This is a genomic window from Amycolatopsis sp. lyj-90, from assembly GCF_046549035.1.
Classification (GTDB): Bacteria; Actinomycetota; Actinomycetes; order Mycobacteriales; family Pseudonocardiaceae; genus Amycolatopsis.
This window is the reverse complement of sequence record NZ_JAJPWP010000002.1, coordinates 137,806-152,992: the sequence shown is the minus strand read 5'-3', so window position 1 is coordinate 152,992 and position 15,187 is coordinate 137,806. Positions and strand designations below refer to the sequence as shown.

Sequence of the window (15,187 nt, the reverse complement as noted above, 5' to 3'; positions counted from 1 at the left end):
AGTGCCGGTGAACGACCTGGCGCGGTTCCCGCTCGAAGGCGGCGGTTCGGTGGTCGTCGAGATCGACCCGGTCCCCGGCACCTCCCGGGTCTCCCGGCGTGACGACCTGGTCGAGGACGCCAAAGGATCGTTCGAGGCGGCGCTGGCGAACGTGAAGGACGCGGCCGCGGCGGCACTCGACACCTTCCGGTCGATGACGAGGGGGCCGGACGAGGTCGAGCTCAAGTTCGGCGTCAAGCTGACCGCTCAGGCGGGCGCGGTGATCGCGAAAACGGGGCTGGAAGGGAACTTCGAGGTCAAGCTGAAGTGGGTCCGGGACCCGGGGACCCGTTAGCGGCCGAGGCCCCGGATCAGTACCATCACCGATTCCCGGACGTCGGCCCGCGTCCGTTTCGGCTGGAACACCTGCCAGTCGAGCGCGACCACCAGCATCGTGCCGAACAATCCGGCCGCGGCCGTTTGGATCTGGACGCCGTCGGGCAGCCGCCCGGCGGCGTCCAGCCGGTGGAGTTGTTCCCGCACGATCGAGATGATCTCCTCGCGCAGCAACGTCAACGTCTCGTGCCACGTGCCGGGCGTGCGCCACATCTCGCTCACCAAGATCTGTGAGAAGCCGGGGTATTCGGCGATGAACTCCAGCGCACCGTCCACTTGGGACTCGATGACGTCCATCGGGTCGCCGTCGCCGGTGGCCGTGCGCAGCCGGTCCGCGAGCACGCCGACGCCGTAGCGCAGCAGTGCGTCGACGAGACCGTCTTTGCTGCCGAAGTTGTAGTAGACGGTGCCCTTGGCGACCTTCGCCTCGGCCGCGATGTCGTCCACCGTCAGCCCGACGAGGCCGCGGCTGGCGGACAGCCGCAGCGTCGCCTCGAACAACTTCTGCTTCGTCGCCTCACCCCGGGTGGTCACAACGCCAGCTCGGGTTTCAGCGCCGAAACCGTCCAGGTGCGCCGTTTCCGCGCGGCCAGCGTCGAAACCAGGATCGCGCCGACGAGGTACGCGACCAGGACACCGATGTCACCGAGGATCTTCATCGACGCGCCACTGTAGAGCAGGTGCCGGAACCCGTCGATCGCGTAACCCATCGGCAGCACGATGTGCAACGGGTACAGCGCGTCCGGGATCGTCTGCCACGGGAACGTGCCGCCCGCGCTGACCAGTTGCAGCACCAGCAGCACCAGGCCGAGGAACTTCCCGACGGCGCCGAAGAACGCGTTGAGCGCGTGCACCACGGCGGTGAAGGTGAGCGACACCAGCACGGCGAATCCGATCGCACCGAGCGGATGCGCGACGTCGATGCCGACCAGCCAGGTCACCGCGCCGAACAGCACGATCACCTGCGCGATCCCCAGCAGGGCCGAGGCGAGCCAGCCACCGAGCGCGACCTTGAACGGTGACGCGCCCGCGGTCAGCGCGCGGGTGGAAAGCGGCCGCAGCAACAGGAACAGCACGAACGCGCCGATCCAGGTGGCGAGCGAGATGAAGAACGGGGCGAGGCCCGCGCCGTAGGTCCCGGCCGAGGCGACGCCGGACGAGCTGACCGCGACCGGGTCGGCGATCGTGTTGGCGGTGGCCGCGCGGGTGGGGTCGTCGGGGTTCGGGATCTCCTTGAGCCCGGCGGCGAGTCCGTCACGCAGCTGGACCGCGCCGTCGGCGAGCTGGTTCGTGCCGGTGACCGCGGACTTCTCGCCGTCGTTCAGCTTCGAAGCGCCGTCACGGATCTGGTTCGACGCGTCGGCCGCCTGTGCGATCCCGCTGGTGAGCTGCGGCGTCGCCGAGGCCAGCTGGTGCGCGCCGTCGGACACCTGCCGCGCACCGGACGCGAGCTGGGTGAGCTGGCTGTTCGCGCCCTGGATCTTGGTGTTGGCCTGGTCCACCGGCGACCGGAGGGTGTCGAGGCGGCTCAGGATCTCCTGGACCTTCGCCTCCGGGACTTCGGCGTTCCGCAGGTCCTGCGCGAGCTGGGTGCGGTAGCCGTCGAGCTTGGCCTGGACGTCCCCGGACGCCGTCGCCGCGAGCGAGGCCGCGTCGGCGACCTTCTGGTTCCCGTCGGCGACCTGACCGGCGCCGTCGGCGAGTTTCTGGGTCTGGGCGGGCAGCTGGGCGGTACTGGATTTCAGGGTGCCGAGCCCGGTCGCCAGCTGGGAGCTGCCGGAGGCGAGCTGGGACGCGCCGTCGGCGAGCTGCTGCTGGCCCGATTTGAGTTTGCCCGCGCCGTCGGCGAGCTGCGAAGCGCCTGTCGACGCCTCCTGGATCTTGCCGTAGATCGTGGAGAAGCCGACCAGGAACTTGTCGGCCGCCTCGCTGCCGACCTTTTCCGCGATCGTCTTGCGGACCTGTTCGGCCACCTGTTTCGCGATGGTGCCCGACAGATAGTTGTTGGCGTCGTTCGTGGTCAGCGTGATCGTCGCCTGCTGGGGCTGGAAGTTGCCCGAGGACAGCAGTGCCGTGGAGAAGTCGCGCGGGATGCCGATGGCGAACGAGTAGGTGTCGTCGCGGACGCCCTTGGCGGCCTCCTCCGGGGAGACCTCGTGCCACTGGAACGTGCCGGACTTGACCAGTTCGTCGGTGACCTCACGGCCGACGTTGCGTTCCGCTCCGGCCGAGTCCTTCGCGCCGGCGTCGGAGGTGAAGACGGCGGCGGGCAGCTTGTCGAGGCGCGAGTACGGGTCGAAGTTCGCGTAGAGGTAGAAGGACGCGTAGAGCAGCGGCACCAGGACGAGCGCGGCCATGGCGAGCTTCGGCAGGGTGCCGCTGCTCAGCCGGCGCAGCTCGTTGGCGGCGATCCGGACGGGGTTCATTCCTGGTCTCCTGAAGTCTTTTCAGTCTCTTCGGTTTCGTCCGGCTCCGCCTCCGGTTCGAGAGGCGCGCAGCGCACGGGGTCGGGCTGCTCGAGGGCGCCGCAGAGGGCGGGCGTCTCCGGCAGGGCCGAAACCGGGGTGGTGGCGGTCAGCACGATGACGGCGAGGCCGCGTTCGGCGTGTTCACGGGCGAGCCGGGCCCAGCTGGCGACGTCGCTGGTGTGCCTGTCGGGGGTGTCGAGCACTAGGACGCCGACGTCCTTGCGGCCCGCGGCGAGCGCGGTGAGCAGCCGGGTGCGCGTCACCGCGGCGATGTTTTCGAAGCGGGTGGTGGCGAAGGCGGCGGCGTCGTGCTCGGCCAGCCAGCTCGCGACGGCGGCCTTGTTCGACGGCCGCTTCGCCAGCTCGAGTTCCTCCCCGACGACGACCTGCAGTGACAGCGCGCCGTCCGGCTCGCTCACGCCGGGCGCGTCGACGACCGCCACGACCTTGTGCGGGTCGCCGCCCTCGACGGTCACCGTCCCGGTGGCGGGCTTGAGTCTGCCCGCCAGCGCCAGCCCGAAGGCCGTGACGCCCACTCCGGGCTCGCCGTGCACGATCGCCAGCTCACCACCCGAAACGGTGAGTGAGGTAGGCGACAGCAACGTGCCGTGGGGTCCGGTGACGGACACCCTGTCGGCTTGAACCCGCACGAAGAACTCCCAGGTCGGTGACTCGCGGAACTTTTGAACTGACTGGTCAGTTCAAAAGTTAGCCCTGACCTGGGAGGTGCACAACCGCGCGGGGCCCACGTCACACGCAAGGGTGACGAAACCACCGCAAACCGGACGGTTAGCGCCGCTTTCGGCTAGCGCAGGGCCGAAGCCGGGTGGACCTCCCAGGACGTCCACAGTGGACGATAACCCTGCCGGTGCCAGAACACCGAAGAAAGCGGGTTGGTCGGGTTGTAGTAGAGGTAGGTGCCGTCCGCGCCGTCGGCGGAGAACTCTTTGTGCACCACGGACATCAAAGTCCGGCCGAGTCCGTTCCCTCGCAGGCCGGGCACGGTGACGACGTTGTTGACGTAGCCCCAGCGGCCGTGGGGGAGGAGTTCCGCTTCGGCCGACCCCGGTGACGACGTGATCCAGGCGGCGTGCGCGAACGCGACGGCCGCCCCCTCCCGCTCGGCGAGCCACAGCAGCGGGGTGTCCTTGCCGAGGGCCCGTTCCAGGGCCGGGGCGAGCAGTTCGGCGGCGTTCGAGCGCTGACGGGTGGCGACCTGGCCGATGTAGTCGTGCGTCGACACGGCCATCGCGAGCACTTCCTCGAAGTCCTCCGTCCGTGCCCGGCGGATGGTCACCCCGTCGTCGGCCGCGGCGTCGGGGTGGCAGCCCGTGCGCACGGCGAGCGCGGACATGGGCACCAGTCCGTGGTCGAGGAAGGCGCGGATCGCCTCGGCGTCCCGGCTCGGCCAGTTGACCACGCAGGACGAATCCTCACCGGGGGATTCGGCGTCCATCCACGTCCGCCACGCGCGCAGCAGCACGTCCATGCCCTCGGTACCGGTGTTCCCGATGAACGGGAAGAGCTGGCGCACGTCGGCGGCGGACCAGAGCAGGGGGATGTCGTCCGGGCCGTGCAACTGCCGCTGGACCACGCCGGTGACCTGGACACCCGCCGCCGTGGCGGCGTCCACCCGCTCGCCGGCGACCGGGGCGGGGGCGGCTTCGGGCAGCAGCCGGTCGACCGCCGCGAACCGTGCCCGGTGCGCGTCGAACAGCGTCTTTTCGATTTCCATCCCGCCCCCAGGGTCGACCGCGCCGGTCACCGCTACCGCAGGGCACTGGCGGGGCTCGCCGCCCACGTCGTCCACAGAGGACGATAACCCTGCCGGTGCCAGAACACCGGGGAAAGCGGATTGGCCGGATTGTACGAGACGAAGGTACCGCGCGACGACGGAGAGAACAGCTCGTCGTGTGCCACGGCGGTCAGCGCGCGCCCGATCCCGCGCCCCCGTGCGGCGGCGGTGACCGCGAGCGTGCCGACGTAGCCCCACTCGCCGGGCGGCAGCCGTCCCGCGAGCGCGTCGCCCGCGACCGGGGAGCGCTTTCCGCCGGTCACCATCCCCACCGTCACGCCTTCCTCTTCGGCGATCCAGACGCGGCCGCCGAACTGCAGTCCGCGCCGGACCTCCTCGGCGAGCAGGGCTTTGGCCCCGGAGCGGACGACGCCGTGGCCGACGAACGAGGTGTAGCGAAGTTCTTCGAACCGCAGCGCGACGATCTCCTCCAGGTCGCCGCCGGAGGATTCCCGGACGGTCACGCCGGGCACGGCGTGCGCCTCGCCCAGTGCGGGCGCGCGGACGGCCAGTGCGAGTTGCGGTGCGAGCCCGTGGTCGAGCAGGGCCCGCGTGACCACGACGTCACGGCTGGGCCAGGTGACCGTGCACGACGAATCGGGCTCGGGGTCGGCGAGCGCGATCCGCTCGCGCCAGGCGGCGAGCAGCGCGCTCATGCCCGCGCCGGCGTCGCGGGGCAGGATCGCGGTGAGGATCTGCAGGTGCGCCGGGCTCCAGAGCCGTTGCCAGGAGCCCACCGCGAACCGCACGTGCGCGATCGTCCCGGCGGCGCCGCCCGCTTCGACGGGCTCGCCGGGCGGAAGCGGCGGCGGCGACGGGAGCAGCGGGTCGAGCGCGGCGAACCGCGCCCGCTGCCGCGCCGCCGTCGAGGTCATCCCCGCTGGGTGCAGAAGATCGCGGTGCCGGGGAAGAGCTTGCCGCGCAGCGGGCTCCACTGCCCCCACGTGCGGGAGTGGCCCTCCGGCCAGGCGGGCTCGATGAGATCCGTCAGCGCGAAACCCGCGTCGGCGAGCGCGCGGACGTAGTCGCCGAGGGTGCGGTGGTACTCGACGTAGGTCGCGACGCCCTCCTCGTCGACCTCGACGTAGGGAGTGCGGTCGAAATACGGCTGGGTGACGGTGAGGCCCTGCGGCCCGGGGTCGTCGGGGAAGATCCAGCGCATCGGATGGGTCACCGAGAACACCCACCGGGAACCCGGCCGGAGTACCCGGTGGACTTCGGCGAACACGACGTCCACCGACGCCACGAACGGGATCGCGCCGAAGGCCGAGCACGCCGCGTCGAAGCTCGCGTCGGCGAACGGGAGCGACTCCGCCGTCGCCTGCACGAGCGGGACGGCGGGACCGGTCCGCTCGTTGCCGTCCCTCGCGTGGCGGAGCATGCCCGCCGACAGGTCGGTCGCCACCGCTTCGGCGCCCTGCGCGGCAAGCCAGCGCGAGGACGCCGCTTGCCCGCAGCCGACTTCGAGGATCCGCTTGCCACCGACTTCACCCAGGAGTGCGACATCGGCCTCGCGGACGCCCTCCGGGCACCAGACGAAGTCCGCGTCGCCGAGGAACCCGCCGTGGGTCGCTTGGTAGTCGTCGGCGTCGGCGTCCCACCACGCCAGGTTCGCGGCCGTCGCCTCGGGCGCCGAGACCGCCCGATAGGCGACGCCCGCGGTGCCGAGCCGCTCCTCGGCCTGCGCGTGCCTTTCGGCCTCCGGCTGCTGCTCGGTGGCGGACTGCTGACTCAAACCGATATCCTTTCCCCAGGTCAGGGCTTCGCTGGACAGCTTATCCGCCCGGCGTGATCGCGGTAGCCACCCTGATTGTGCCGTGTACAGGGGGCCGCGTAGGATATCTGTTAGCGCAGTGGGTTCGCGCTACTCTTTCCCCCGGTTCGCTCAGCGTCCGGGTCAGGGGGTCGCGTACCGGATGCGGTGATGCTCGCGGTCGTTCCCTGTGGACGTTTGCAGATGTGGTCGCCTCATGCCGGAAGAGCCCATGGTGCCCTAACCGCAAACCCACTACTTCCCATCCACCGGAGCAACCCGCCTAATGACGACCGACACCGCCACCGCCCCGACCGCCCCCACTGGGGCCCCGCAGGTCGCTATCAACGACATCGGGTCGGAGGAAGATTTCCTCGCAGCGATCGACAAGACGATCAAGTACTTCAACGATGGCGACATCGTCGAAGGAACCATCGTCAAGGTTGACCGTGACGAGGTCCTGCTCGACATCGGCTACAAGACCGAGGGTGTCATCCCCTCGCGTGAGCTCTCCATCAAGCACGATGTCGACCCGGCTGAGGTTGTCACCGTCGGCGATGAGGTCGAAGCCCTGGTCCTCCAGAAGGAGGACAAGGAAGGCCGTCTGATCCTGTCCAAGAAGCGTGCGCAGTACGAGCGCGCCTGGGGCACGATCGAGGAGCTCAAGGAGAAGGACGAGCCCGTCAAGGGCACCGTCATCGAGGTCGTCAAGGGCGGCCTCATCCTGGACATCGGCCTCCGTGGCTTCCTGCCCGCGTCGCTGGTCGAGATGCGCCGTGTGCGCGACCTGCAGCCGTACGTGGGCCGTGAGCTCGAGGCGAAGATCATCGAGCTGGACAAGAACCGCAACAACGTGGTCCTGTCCCGCCGTGCCTACCTGGAGCAGACCCAGTCCGAGGTGCGCAGCGAGTTCCTCAACGCGCTCGCCAAGGGCCAGGTCCGCAAGGGCGTCGTGTCGTCCATCGTCAACTTCGGTGCCTTCGTGGACCTGGGTGGCGTCGACGGCCTGGTGCACGTCTCCGAGCTGTCCTGGAAGCACATCGACCACCCCTCCGAGGTCGTCGAGGTCGGCCAGGAGGTCACGGTCGAGGTTCTGGACGTCGACATGGACCGCGAGCGCGTCTCGCTGTCGCTGAAGGCGACCCAGGAAGACCCGTGGCGTCAGTTCGCCCGCACCCACGCGATCGGCCAGATCGTGCCGGGCAAGGTCACCAAGCTCGTTCCGTTCGGTGCGTTCGTGCGCGTCGAAGAGGGCATCGAGGGCCTGGTGCACATCTCCGAGCTGGCCGAGCGCCACGTGGAGATCCCGGAGCAGGTCGTCCAGGTCAACGGCGACGTGATGGTCAAGGTCATCGACATCGACCTCGAGCGTCGTCGCATCTCGCTCTCGCTGAAGCAGGCGAACGAGGGCGTCACGCCGGAGACCGAGTTCGACCCCACTCAGTACGGCATGGCCGCCGAGTACGACACCGAGGGGAACTACATCTACCCCGAGGGCTTCGACCCGGACACCCAGGAGTGGCAGGAAGGCTTCGACAAGCAGCGTGAGGAGTGGGAGCGTCAGTACGCCGAGGCTCACACTCGCTACGAGGCTCACATGAAGCAGGTCGTCAAGGCCGCCGAGGCCGACGCCGAAGCCGCCGCCGACGCCGCGACCGGTGTCACCAGCAGCAGCGACTCGGGCGAGCAGAGCTACACCTCCGCTCCGGCCGAGGCCAAGAGCGGTGGCACGCTGGCCAGCGACGAGCAGCTCGCGGCTCTCCGCGAGAAGCTGTCGGGCGGCGCGTGATCCAGGCGCTCAGCCACTAGCTAGCTGACAGACAGCGGCCCCGGTCCATCACGGACCGGGGCCGCTGTCTTTTCCGCGTTTCGTCCTCTGGTTGTGGTCCTTGCGCGCGCAACTACCGCAAGTAGAGGACTACCTGCGGTGCGGGTGGGACGGGGTCAGGAGGTGGCGGGCCGGACGGCCGGCACCCAGATGCGTTCGAGCGCCGCGGCGCGGGCCTTGCGGCGGAGTCCGGCGAAGCTGTGCCTGGCGGGGACCATGAGCGCGCTCAGCCAGGTGCGCCGGTATTCGGCGAGGGCCTCGGCCACGGGACGATGGAGGACACAGTGCACCAGGCCCGGCGATCCGAGCCGGTGCCTTCCAGTGTGCTTGCCGTCTGCCATCGTTCCTCCGTGTGGGCTACCTTCGCCGCGCACGGTACGCAATCGAGCCCCCAAATCCGCGTAACCGACCGGCGTGTCACTCGAAATGGTTGAGTCGCGCGTCACGATGATCTTGCCTTTTGCACCTGTCTGTGCCGGATGTACTCATCGCGTGACCCTCGGCGGTCGGCCCAGGTGACGCCACTAGGCTGATCGTCATGCTGCGTGTGGGCCTGACCGGCGGGATCGGCGCCGGAAAATCGACGGTGGCGAACCGGCTTTCCGAGCACGGCGCCGTCCTCATCGACTCCGACAAGATCGCCAGGGAGGTCGTCGAACCGGGGACACCCGGGCTCGCCGAGCTCGTCGAAGCGTTCGGCGACGACATCCTCGCGTCCGACGGTTCGCTCGATCGTGCCGCGCTCGCCGCCAAGGCGTTCGCCGACGAGGAGTCCCGCAAGCGGCTGAACTCGATCGTCCACCCGAGGGTCGGCGCCCGCACGGCCGAGTTGATGGCCGCCGCGGCGCCGGACGCGATCATCGTCCACGACATCCCGCTGCTGGTCGAAGGCGGCCTCGCGCCGATGTACCACCTCGTCGTCATGGTCGACGCGCCGGAAGAGGTCCGGGTCCGCCGCCTGGTCGAGGCGCGGGGGATGGCCGAGACCGACGCGCGCGCCAGGATCAAGGCGCAGGCCACGACCGATCAGCGCCGGGCGGTGGCCGACGTCTGGTTCGACAACAGCGGAGCGCCCGACATCGTGCTCGCCGACGTCGACGCGCTGTGGGCGGACAGGCTGACCCCGTTCGAGGCGAACGTGCGGCTCCGCAAACCGCGAGCGCCGATGTCGCCGAAGATCGCCCAGTACGACCGGACGTGGCCCGCGCAGGCCGAACGGGCACTCGCGCGGATCCGCGTGGTGGTGGGGGACGACGCCGTGCGGGTCGACCACATCGGTTCGACGTCGGTGCCGGGACTGCCCGCCAAGGACATCCTCGACCTCCAGCTGACCGTGTCCACTTTGGACAAGGCCGACGAGCTGTCCGAAGCGCTGTCCGACGCCGGGTTCCCACGCGCGGAGGGCGAGTGGTTCGACGACGCCCACGGCGAAGAAGGCACCTGGCCGAAACGGTTCCACTTCGGTGGCGACCCGCGCCGTCCGGTCAACCTGCACGTCCGCTCCCAGGAGACGCCTGCCTGGCGGCTCGCGCTGCTGTTCCCGGAGTGGCTGCGCCGCAACTCCGACGAGCGTGACGCCTACGCCGCGGTCAAGAACGCCATGGCCGCGAAGCACGCCGGCGACGGGACCGTCGAGCGGTACACCGACGAGAAGCAGGTCTGGGTCGACGCGGCCTTCGCGCGGGCCGACGCGTGGGCCGGGGCGACGGGCTGGACGCCGTAGGTCACACGCGGAACTCCCGCAGGCCGGGCCACGCCATCGCCCAGGATTCGGTGTGGCCGGTGACCAGCCAGATCGGCATCCCGCGACTCACGTTGCGGACACCGAGCTCGTTGTCGACGTGGGAAACGATCCGGGCGTCGGTGAACGAACGCAGCAGCCGCGCCGGATCCGGTCCGACGAACAGCACGCTGTCCGCGGTCTCGGGCGGGCGGCCGAAGTACCAGAAGCCCCGGCTGGGGCTGTACACGGCGGGCAGTCCGTAGTCGGCGCCGTACCGGTCCAGCGCCCCGGCCTGCCAGTACCCGGCCGTGACGAGCGTGGTGCGCGCTCGCTGCTCCGGCGGGAGCCGGTGGTAGGCGTCCGCGACCGAACGGGCGAGGTCCGGCCAGCCGATCTCCTCCAGCGCGTACGCCGGACGCGGGACCTCGCGGCCTTCCGCGAGCCAGGTGGCGGGCCAGACCGGGAGCGCGTACGGAAGGGTGTACAGCGCGGAAAGCAGGAACACCGGCCAGGTCGGGATCCAGCGGAACCACGCGGACGGCTTCAGCTGTCCGAAGTGGACGGCCGCGCCCGCCCACAGGACGCCGAACATGCCCGCCGCGTAGTAGTACCGGCCGTTGGACAGGATGAACAGCGCGATCACCCCGACGGCGGTCCAGCCGAGGAAACGGTACTCGCGCGACTTGGCCGAGAACAGCAGCACCCCAAGTCCATAAAGGACGCCCACGACGCCGATGCCGAGCCCGGCCCCGGTCAGCAGGGCGGGCAGGAACCCGGCGCGGCCGCTCCAGCCGCCGGTGGTCTCGTGCGCGATGACGTCGCCCATCTCCAGTTGCGGCCAGCCGTTCGCGGCCTGCCACCACAGCGTGGGCACGAGCGACAACGCGGCGATCCCCGCGCCGAGCCAGAGTTTGGGCCTGCGCAAGAGATCCCGGGGCCCGAAGACGAGGATCGCGATCCCGGCGGCGACCCAGAAGGTCGCGATGAGGAGCTTGACGTTCAGCGCGACGGCGGTGGCCACGCCCAGCCACAGCAAGAGGTTGTCGTCACGCGTCCGCATCCACCGCACGAGCAGCCACGCGATCAGCGCCCACAGGGCCGGGTCGATCGTCGAGGTCGCCAGGTAGTGCCCGCTCCCGATGAACTGGCCGCAGATCGCGTACGCGGCGGCCGCCCGGGTCTGTGCCCGGCGGTCGCCGCCCATCTCGTAGGCGATGAGCCCGGTGAACACGACCCCCGCGGCCGTCGCGAGGACGGCGGGGAGCCGGAACACGAAGACGTTGCCCGGCGCGAGCCAGTCCATCACCATCGCCAGGAAGGGGAGCACCGGTGGCTGATCGGCGTAACCCCAGGCCAGCCGCTTGCCCGCGGAGAGGAAGTACAGTTCGTCGCCGAAGTAGCCGTACCGCCACGCCGTCGCCAGCAGGAGAGCCGCGGTCGCGGCGGCGAGCAGCGCCACCGGGAGCCGGGCGAACGCCGTACCGCACGCGGTCGGTGTTTCGGCCGCGCTGGCGGCTTCCATCCATTCCTCGCAGATCCTTCGGGTGCCGGTCCTCTCGCACCCTAGCCGCCACCGGCGCGACACGTCGGTCTTGAGAGGACCGGAGAAGCTCAGAAGCCCCAGTCCTTGAGTCTCGGCCACACCTCGTCCCACGTCCCGTTCCGGCCCGTGGCCAGCCAGATCTTCATGCCCTGACTCGAATTCGGCACCCCGGCACGGTTGTCGAGCGCGCCGACCTCACGCACCTGCGTGAAGTACGGCACAAGCACCGAAGCGTCGTTCCCGACGAACAGGACGTCCCGTGCCGATTCCGGCGGCCGCGGGAAAGTCGCGTAGCCGCGGTTCGGGCTCGACGGCGACGGTAGCCCCAGCTCCGGTCCATAGTGGTCGATGGCACTGGCCTGCCAGTACTTCGCCGCGATGACGCCCGTGCGAGACGGGTCGGGAACGGCGCGGTACGCCCCCGCCACCGACTCCGTGATCTCCCGCCAGCCGATCTCCTCGTCGGCGAGGAGCGGCCGTGCCCAGGCCGGGGTGCTCGCGACCGACGACGGCGGGAGGATCGGAAGCGTCTGCGGAATCGTGATCACCGCCGCCAGGACGTAGACCGGCCAGGTGGCGATCCAGCGCCAGTACTTCGACGCCTGACCCGCTTCGATCTCCACCGCGGCGGCGGCGAACAGCGGGGCGAACATCCCGGCCGCGTAGTAGTAACGCCCGTTCGCCAGCAGGAACAGGGCGAGTACGCCGAGCGCGGTCCAGCCGAGGAACCGGTACGGCCGCAGGCGTTCGGAGCGCAGCAGCCGCCACAGCCCGTAGCAGACGAGGACCATCCCCACCGGGACGCCCGCGCTCATCACCAGCGTCGGAACGAACGTGGCCCGCCCGCCCCAGCCCGCCGAAACCTCCTGGGAGATCGCGGCGCCCATCGTCAGCTGCGGCCAGCCGTTCGCGGCCTGCCAGACGAGCGTGGGGGTGATCATCGCGACGGCGATCAGCGCGCCGAACCAGAGTGCCGGACGGCGCAGGAGATCGCGCGGCCCGAAGACCACCGTGGCGGCCAGCGCGACGACCCAGAACGCCCCGATGAGGAACTTCGTGTTCAGCGCGACCCCGGTCACCACGCCGCTCCAGAGCAGGAGGCCGTCCGCGCGGGTCCGGGTCCACCGGACGAGCAGCCAGATCAGCAGCGTCCACAGGAACGGGTCGAGGGTGCTGGTCGCCAGGTAGTGCCCGCCGCCGAGCATCTGGACGGACACCGCGAAGGTCGCCGCCGCGATCACCTGCGCCCGGCGGCCGCCGCCCAGTTCCCTGGCGATCAACGCGGTCAGCACGACTCCGGCGACCATCGCCAGCGTCGCCGGGATCCGCAGGGCGAAGGGTGAATCGGCGCCGAACGCGTCCATCAGCCGGGCCAGGAGCGGCAACAGTGGCGGCTGGTCGGCATACCCCCAGTCCAGATGCCGGCCCGCCGCCAGGAAGTACAGCTCGTCGCCGAAGTAGCCGTAGCGACCGGCCGTCGCCGTGAGCACCGCACCCATCGCCCCGGCGATCGCGAGCACCGGCGTCCTGGCGAACGGCGCGACCTCCGCGCGTTCTCGTTCCCCGTACCGCTCTCGGAGTCCCTCGGCCTCGACGACCACGGGTATCCGCCCCCTCTCGATCGGTTTCGCTGATGATCGAGGGTCCCGTGAGGCAACTCCTCCGGTAATCGTCCGGCCGGTCAGGGTCCGTTCATCCTAGGGATGAGTCAGGATCAACCGATCGGTGGATGTGGACCGGTCAATGCCGCCGCCAGCCGAGCGTGATGTCCTTTGTGGACAGCCAGTGGCGCAGGTCGTGACCGTGGGCGGCCAGCCCGTCCACGGTCGTGTGGCTGACGCCGAGCGCGCGTTCGCCGTCGGCGGCGGAGAGCAGCCCGGTGGTGACCGCGGCGAGGAGTTCGTCGGTGTCGATCACCTCGACGGACTTCTTGTCCCGCAGGACGAGGTCGAGATAGAGGTCGGTGGCGACCCAGACGCCGTCTTCACGACGGACGTCGACGACGTCGAGGTAGAAGTCCTGATCGCGTTCGTGGCCGGGGTTGAACCAGAAGTCGGTGATCCGCAGGCCGAGATCCGGCAGCAGCCAGGACTCGAGGTAGCGGAACTGCTTCCGCCCCGGAGCCGGTCGCGCCATGTAGAGGCCGAAGGGCTCCTCGCGGTATTCCTCGACGTCCCTCACGACGCCCTTGGGATCCGTGTTGGTCTTCGCGGCCGGATCGAAGTACTCGACCTTGGGCGGGTGCAGCGCGGTCATGCGCTCATCTTGGAAGGCCCCGGCGCCCGCGGCCACCACCCAACCGGGTGGACGATCACGGTTTCGTGGTTTCCCCGGAGCAAGGCGCCGGGGCCGGATAGGGTGCGCTGGTTCCGCCATAGGGGTGAGTGGGAGACAACGCATGTTCGGGATCATCAGGCCGTGCCGCCATCGGCTTTCCGCGGGTCTGCACGCGGATTGGCTCGCTCATCTCTGCGGTCTTTGCCTGGCGTTGCGCGACGAACACGGACATCTCGCCCGAATGGTGACGAACTATGACGGCTTGATCATCTCGGCGCTCGTCGAAGCCCAGTCACCGCGTGCGGAGGGACGGCGCGACGCCGGTCCTTGCCCGCTTCGGGCGATGAAGGGAACTTCGGTCGCGAAGGGGGACGGCGCGCAGCTCGCGGCGGCGGTCTCCCTGGTGCTGGCTTCGGCCAAGATCAGTGACCACGTCGAGGACCGTGACGGCGCCTTCGCGCGGCGCTCCGTCGCTCTCGCCGCGAGGCGGGTGGCGACGCGCTGGGCGGACCAGGGGAGCCGCACGGGCATCAGGGTCGGGTTCGACACGGCGGTCCTGACCGAGGCCGTCGACAGACAGGGCGAGATCGAACGCGCCGTCAGTCTCGGTGATTCGGCCGTGCTCGCCACCGAACCCGCCGAACTGGCGACTTCGGCCGCGTTCGCGCACACCGCCGTGCTGGCCGGGCGTCCGGAGAACGCCGCGCCGCTGGCCGAGGCCGGTCGCCTGTTCGGCAGGGCCGCGCATCTGCTCGACGCCGTCGAAGATCTCGCCGTGGACGAGGCCGCCGGTGCCTGGAACCCGCTGACGGCCACCGGGACCGGGCTCGCCGAGGCGCGGCGGCTGTGCGACGACGCCGTGCTCGGTGTCGAACTCGCCCTTCGCGAGGTGAGGTTCGATCAGCCCAAGCTGGTGCACGCGTTGCTGGTGCACGAACTGCGTCAGGCGGTGCGGCGGTCCTTCGGGCACGGATCCCAGCAGCCACCGCCGGGGTGGATCGGTCCCGGACCTCGGCCGCAACAGCATCCCCACCAGCCCTATCCGGTTCACCAGGGCGGTTACCAGCCGCCGCCTCCGCCGCCGGGCGCTCCCGGTGGTGGAGGCCCGCCCCAGGAGCCGCCCAAGCAGAAGCGGAAGCACGGCGGCCCGCCGACCGACGGCCAGGGTGGTTGCTGCTGGACGCCGAAGTTCCGGGTGCCCGCCCAGCCGAGGGGGTTCTTCTTCGGCTGCGCGGTGGCGACCTACATGTGCTGCTCGTGCCAGTTCTGCTGCCGGGACCCGTTCCCGGGGGCGTGGAGCGGGAAGCCGCACGAGGCCTGGTGCAACAACTGTGACGGTTGTGACTGCTGCAACTGCTGTGACTGTTCCTGTTGAGCCGACCAGGCGAAACGGAAACTGTCGGACCCAGCGCCTACTCTGGTCCT

At 70.0% G+C, this 15,187-nt stretch carries 14 protein-coding genes; 4 read left to right on the top strand and 10 right to left on the bottom strand.

Annotated elements, in window-relative coordinates:
* The first annotated feature begins 7 nt into the window (after positions 1-7).
* Positions 8-334 (top strand): CU044_2847 family protein, encoded by a 327-nt coding sequence (locus ACLJPX_RS06505; RefSeq protein WP_410599210.1) that lies wholly within the window; start codon positions 8-10, stop codon positions 332-334.
* Here the strand turns inward: ACLJPX_RS06505 and ACLJPX_RS06500 are convergent.
* The 6 genes from ACLJPX_RS06500 to ACLJPX_RS06475 all read right to left on the bottom strand — a co-directional run bounded on the left by ACLJPX_RS06500 (position 331) and on the right by ACLJPX_RS06475 (position 6,373).
* A complete protein-coding gene (locus tag ACLJPX_RS06500; RefSeq protein WP_101608832.1) occupies positions 331-909 on the bottom strand; it encodes a TetR/AcrR family transcriptional regulator in 579 nt (192 codons plus the stop codon). The two genes, ACLJPX_RS06505 and ACLJPX_RS06500, sit on opposite strands and share 4 nt — an antisense overlap.
* Positions 906-2,801: a YhgE/Pip family protein gene (locus ACLJPX_RS06495; protein ID WP_410599209.1), complete on the bottom strand. Its 1,896-nt coding sequence runs from the start codon at positions 2,799-2,801 to the stop codon at positions 906-908. The genes ACLJPX_RS06500 and ACLJPX_RS06495 overlap by 4 nt, the downstream gene beginning before the upstream one ends.
* The gene (locus ACLJPX_RS06490; RefSeq protein WP_410599208.1) at positions 2,798-3,493 is read right to left on the bottom strand and encodes an ABC transporter ATP-binding protein; all 696 of its coding nucleotides are present in this window, start codon (positions 3,491-3,493) and stop codon (positions 2,798-2,800) included. Before ACLJPX_RS06490 ends, ACLJPX_RS06495 begins: the two co-directional genes overlap by 4 nt.
* 155 nt (positions 3,494-3,648) lie before the next feature.
* Positions 3,649-4,578 (bottom strand): GNAT family N-acetyltransferase, encoded by a 930-nt coding sequence (locus ACLJPX_RS06485; RefSeq protein WP_410599207.1) that lies wholly within the window; start codon positions 4,576-4,578, stop codon positions 3,649-3,651.
* A gap of 32 nt (positions 4,579-4,610) precedes the next feature.
* Positions 4,611-5,513: a GNAT family N-acetyltransferase gene (locus ACLJPX_RS06480; protein ID WP_410599206.1), complete on the bottom strand. Its 903-nt coding sequence runs from the start codon at positions 5,511-5,513 to the stop codon at positions 4,611-4,613.
* Positions 5,510-6,373: a class I SAM-dependent methyltransferase gene (locus ACLJPX_RS06475; protein ID WP_410599205.1), complete on the bottom strand. Its 864-nt coding sequence runs from the start codon at positions 6,371-6,373 to the stop codon at positions 5,510-5,512. The genes ACLJPX_RS06480 and ACLJPX_RS06475 overlap by 4 nt, the downstream gene beginning before the upstream one ends.
* Positions 6,374-6,677: 304 nt before the next feature.
* Here ACLJPX_RS06475 and rpsA point away from each other — a divergent pair, with 304 nt between their 5' ends.
* The gene (gene rpsA / locus ACLJPX_RS06470) at positions 6,678-8,180 is read left to right on the top strand and encodes a 30S ribosomal protein S1 (protein WP_410599204.1); all 1,503 of its coding nucleotides are present in this window, start codon (positions 6,678-6,680) and stop codon (positions 8,178-8,180) included.
* A 155-nt stretch (positions 8,181-8,335) separates the two neighbouring features.
* On the opposite strand, the gene ACLJPX_RS06465 is transcribed toward rpsA, so the two are convergent.
* On the bottom strand, positions 8,336-8,560 hold the full coding sequence (locus ACLJPX_RS06465) for a hypothetical protein (RefSeq protein ID WP_101608825.1): 225 nt from the start codon (positions 8,558-8,560) through the stop codon (positions 8,336-8,338).
* Between the two features lie 197 nt (positions 8,561-8,757).
* Here ACLJPX_RS06465 and coaE point away from each other — a divergent pair, with 197 nt between their 5' ends.
* Positions 8,758-9,942: a dephospho-CoA kinase gene (gene coaE / locus ACLJPX_RS06460; RefSeq protein WP_410599203.1), complete on the top strand. Its 1,185-nt coding sequence runs from the start codon at positions 8,758-8,760 to the stop codon at positions 9,940-9,942.
* A gap of 1 nt (position 9,943) precedes the next feature.
* Here the strand turns inward: coaE and ACLJPX_RS06455 are convergent, their stop codons facing one another.
* The 3 genes from ACLJPX_RS06455 to ACLJPX_RS06445 form a co-directional block, all read right to left on the bottom strand.
* Positions 9,944-11,464, bottom strand: coding sequence for an ArnT family glycosyltransferase (locus ACLJPX_RS06455; RefSeq protein ID WP_410599202.1), 1,521 nt, complete (start codon positions 11,462-11,464; stop codon positions 9,944-9,946).
* Between the two features lie 89 nt (positions 11,465-11,553).
* Complete coding sequence (locus ACLJPX_RS06450; RefSeq protein WP_410599201.1) at positions 11,554-13,086, bottom strand: ArnT family glycosyltransferase; 1,533 nt, start codon at positions 13,084-13,086, stop codon at positions 11,554-11,556.
* A 139-nt stretch (positions 13,087-13,225) separates the two neighbouring features.
* A complete protein-coding gene (locus ACLJPX_RS06445) occupies positions 13,226-13,741 on the bottom strand; it encodes a DUF402 domain-containing protein (protein WP_410599200.1) in 516 nt (171 codons plus the stop codon).
* Positions 13,742-13,883: 142 nt separating this feature from the next.
* Here ACLJPX_RS06445 and ACLJPX_RS06440 point away from each other — a divergent pair, with 142 nt between their 5' ends.
* Positions 13,884-15,137 (top strand): DUF5685 family protein, encoded by a 1,254-nt coding sequence (locus ACLJPX_RS06440; protein ID WP_410599199.1) that lies wholly within the window; start codon positions 13,884-13,886, stop codon positions 15,135-15,137.
* Positions 15,138-15,187: the final 50 nt, after the last annotated feature.

Excerpts from the sequence above, each read along its gene's own strand:
- ACLJPX_RS06480 (WP_410599206.1), bottom strand. The coding sequence starts at position 5,513 with ATGACCTCGACGGCGGCGCGGCAGCGGGCGCGGTTCGCCGCGCTCGAC.
- ACLJPX_RS06465 (WP_101608825.1), bottom strand. The coding sequence starts at position 8,560 with ATGGCAGACGGCAAGCACACTGGAAGGCACCGGCTCGGATCGCCGGGC.
- ACLJPX_RS06485 (WP_410599207.1), bottom strand. The coding sequence starts at position 4,578 with ATGGAAATCGAAAAGACGCTGTTCGACGCGCACCGGGCACGGTTCGCG.
- ACLJPX_RS06455 (WP_410599202.1), bottom strand. The coding sequence starts at position 11,464 with ATGGAAGCCGCCAGCGCGGCCGAAACACCGACCGCGTGCGGTACGGCG.
- rpsA (WP_410599204.1), top strand. The coding sequence starts at position 6,678 with ATGACGACCGACACCGCCACCGCCCCGACCGCCCCCACTGGGGCCCCG.
- ACLJPX_RS06440 (WP_410599199.1), top strand. The coding sequence starts at position 13,884 with ATGTTCGGGATCATCAGGCCGTGCCGCCATCGGCTTTCCGCGGGTCTG.
- ACLJPX_RS06495 (WP_410599209.1), bottom strand. The coding sequence starts at position 2,801 with ATGAACCCCGTCCGGATCGCCGCCAACGAGCTGCGCCGGCTGAGCAGC.
- coaE (WP_410599203.1), top strand. The coding sequence starts at position 8,758 with ATGCTGCGTGTGGGCCTGACCGGCGGGATCGGCGCCGGAAAATCGACG.
- ACLJPX_RS06445 (WP_410599200.1), bottom strand. The coding sequence starts at position 13,741 with ATGACCGCGCTGCACCCGCCCAAGGTCGAGTACTTCGATCCGGCCGCG.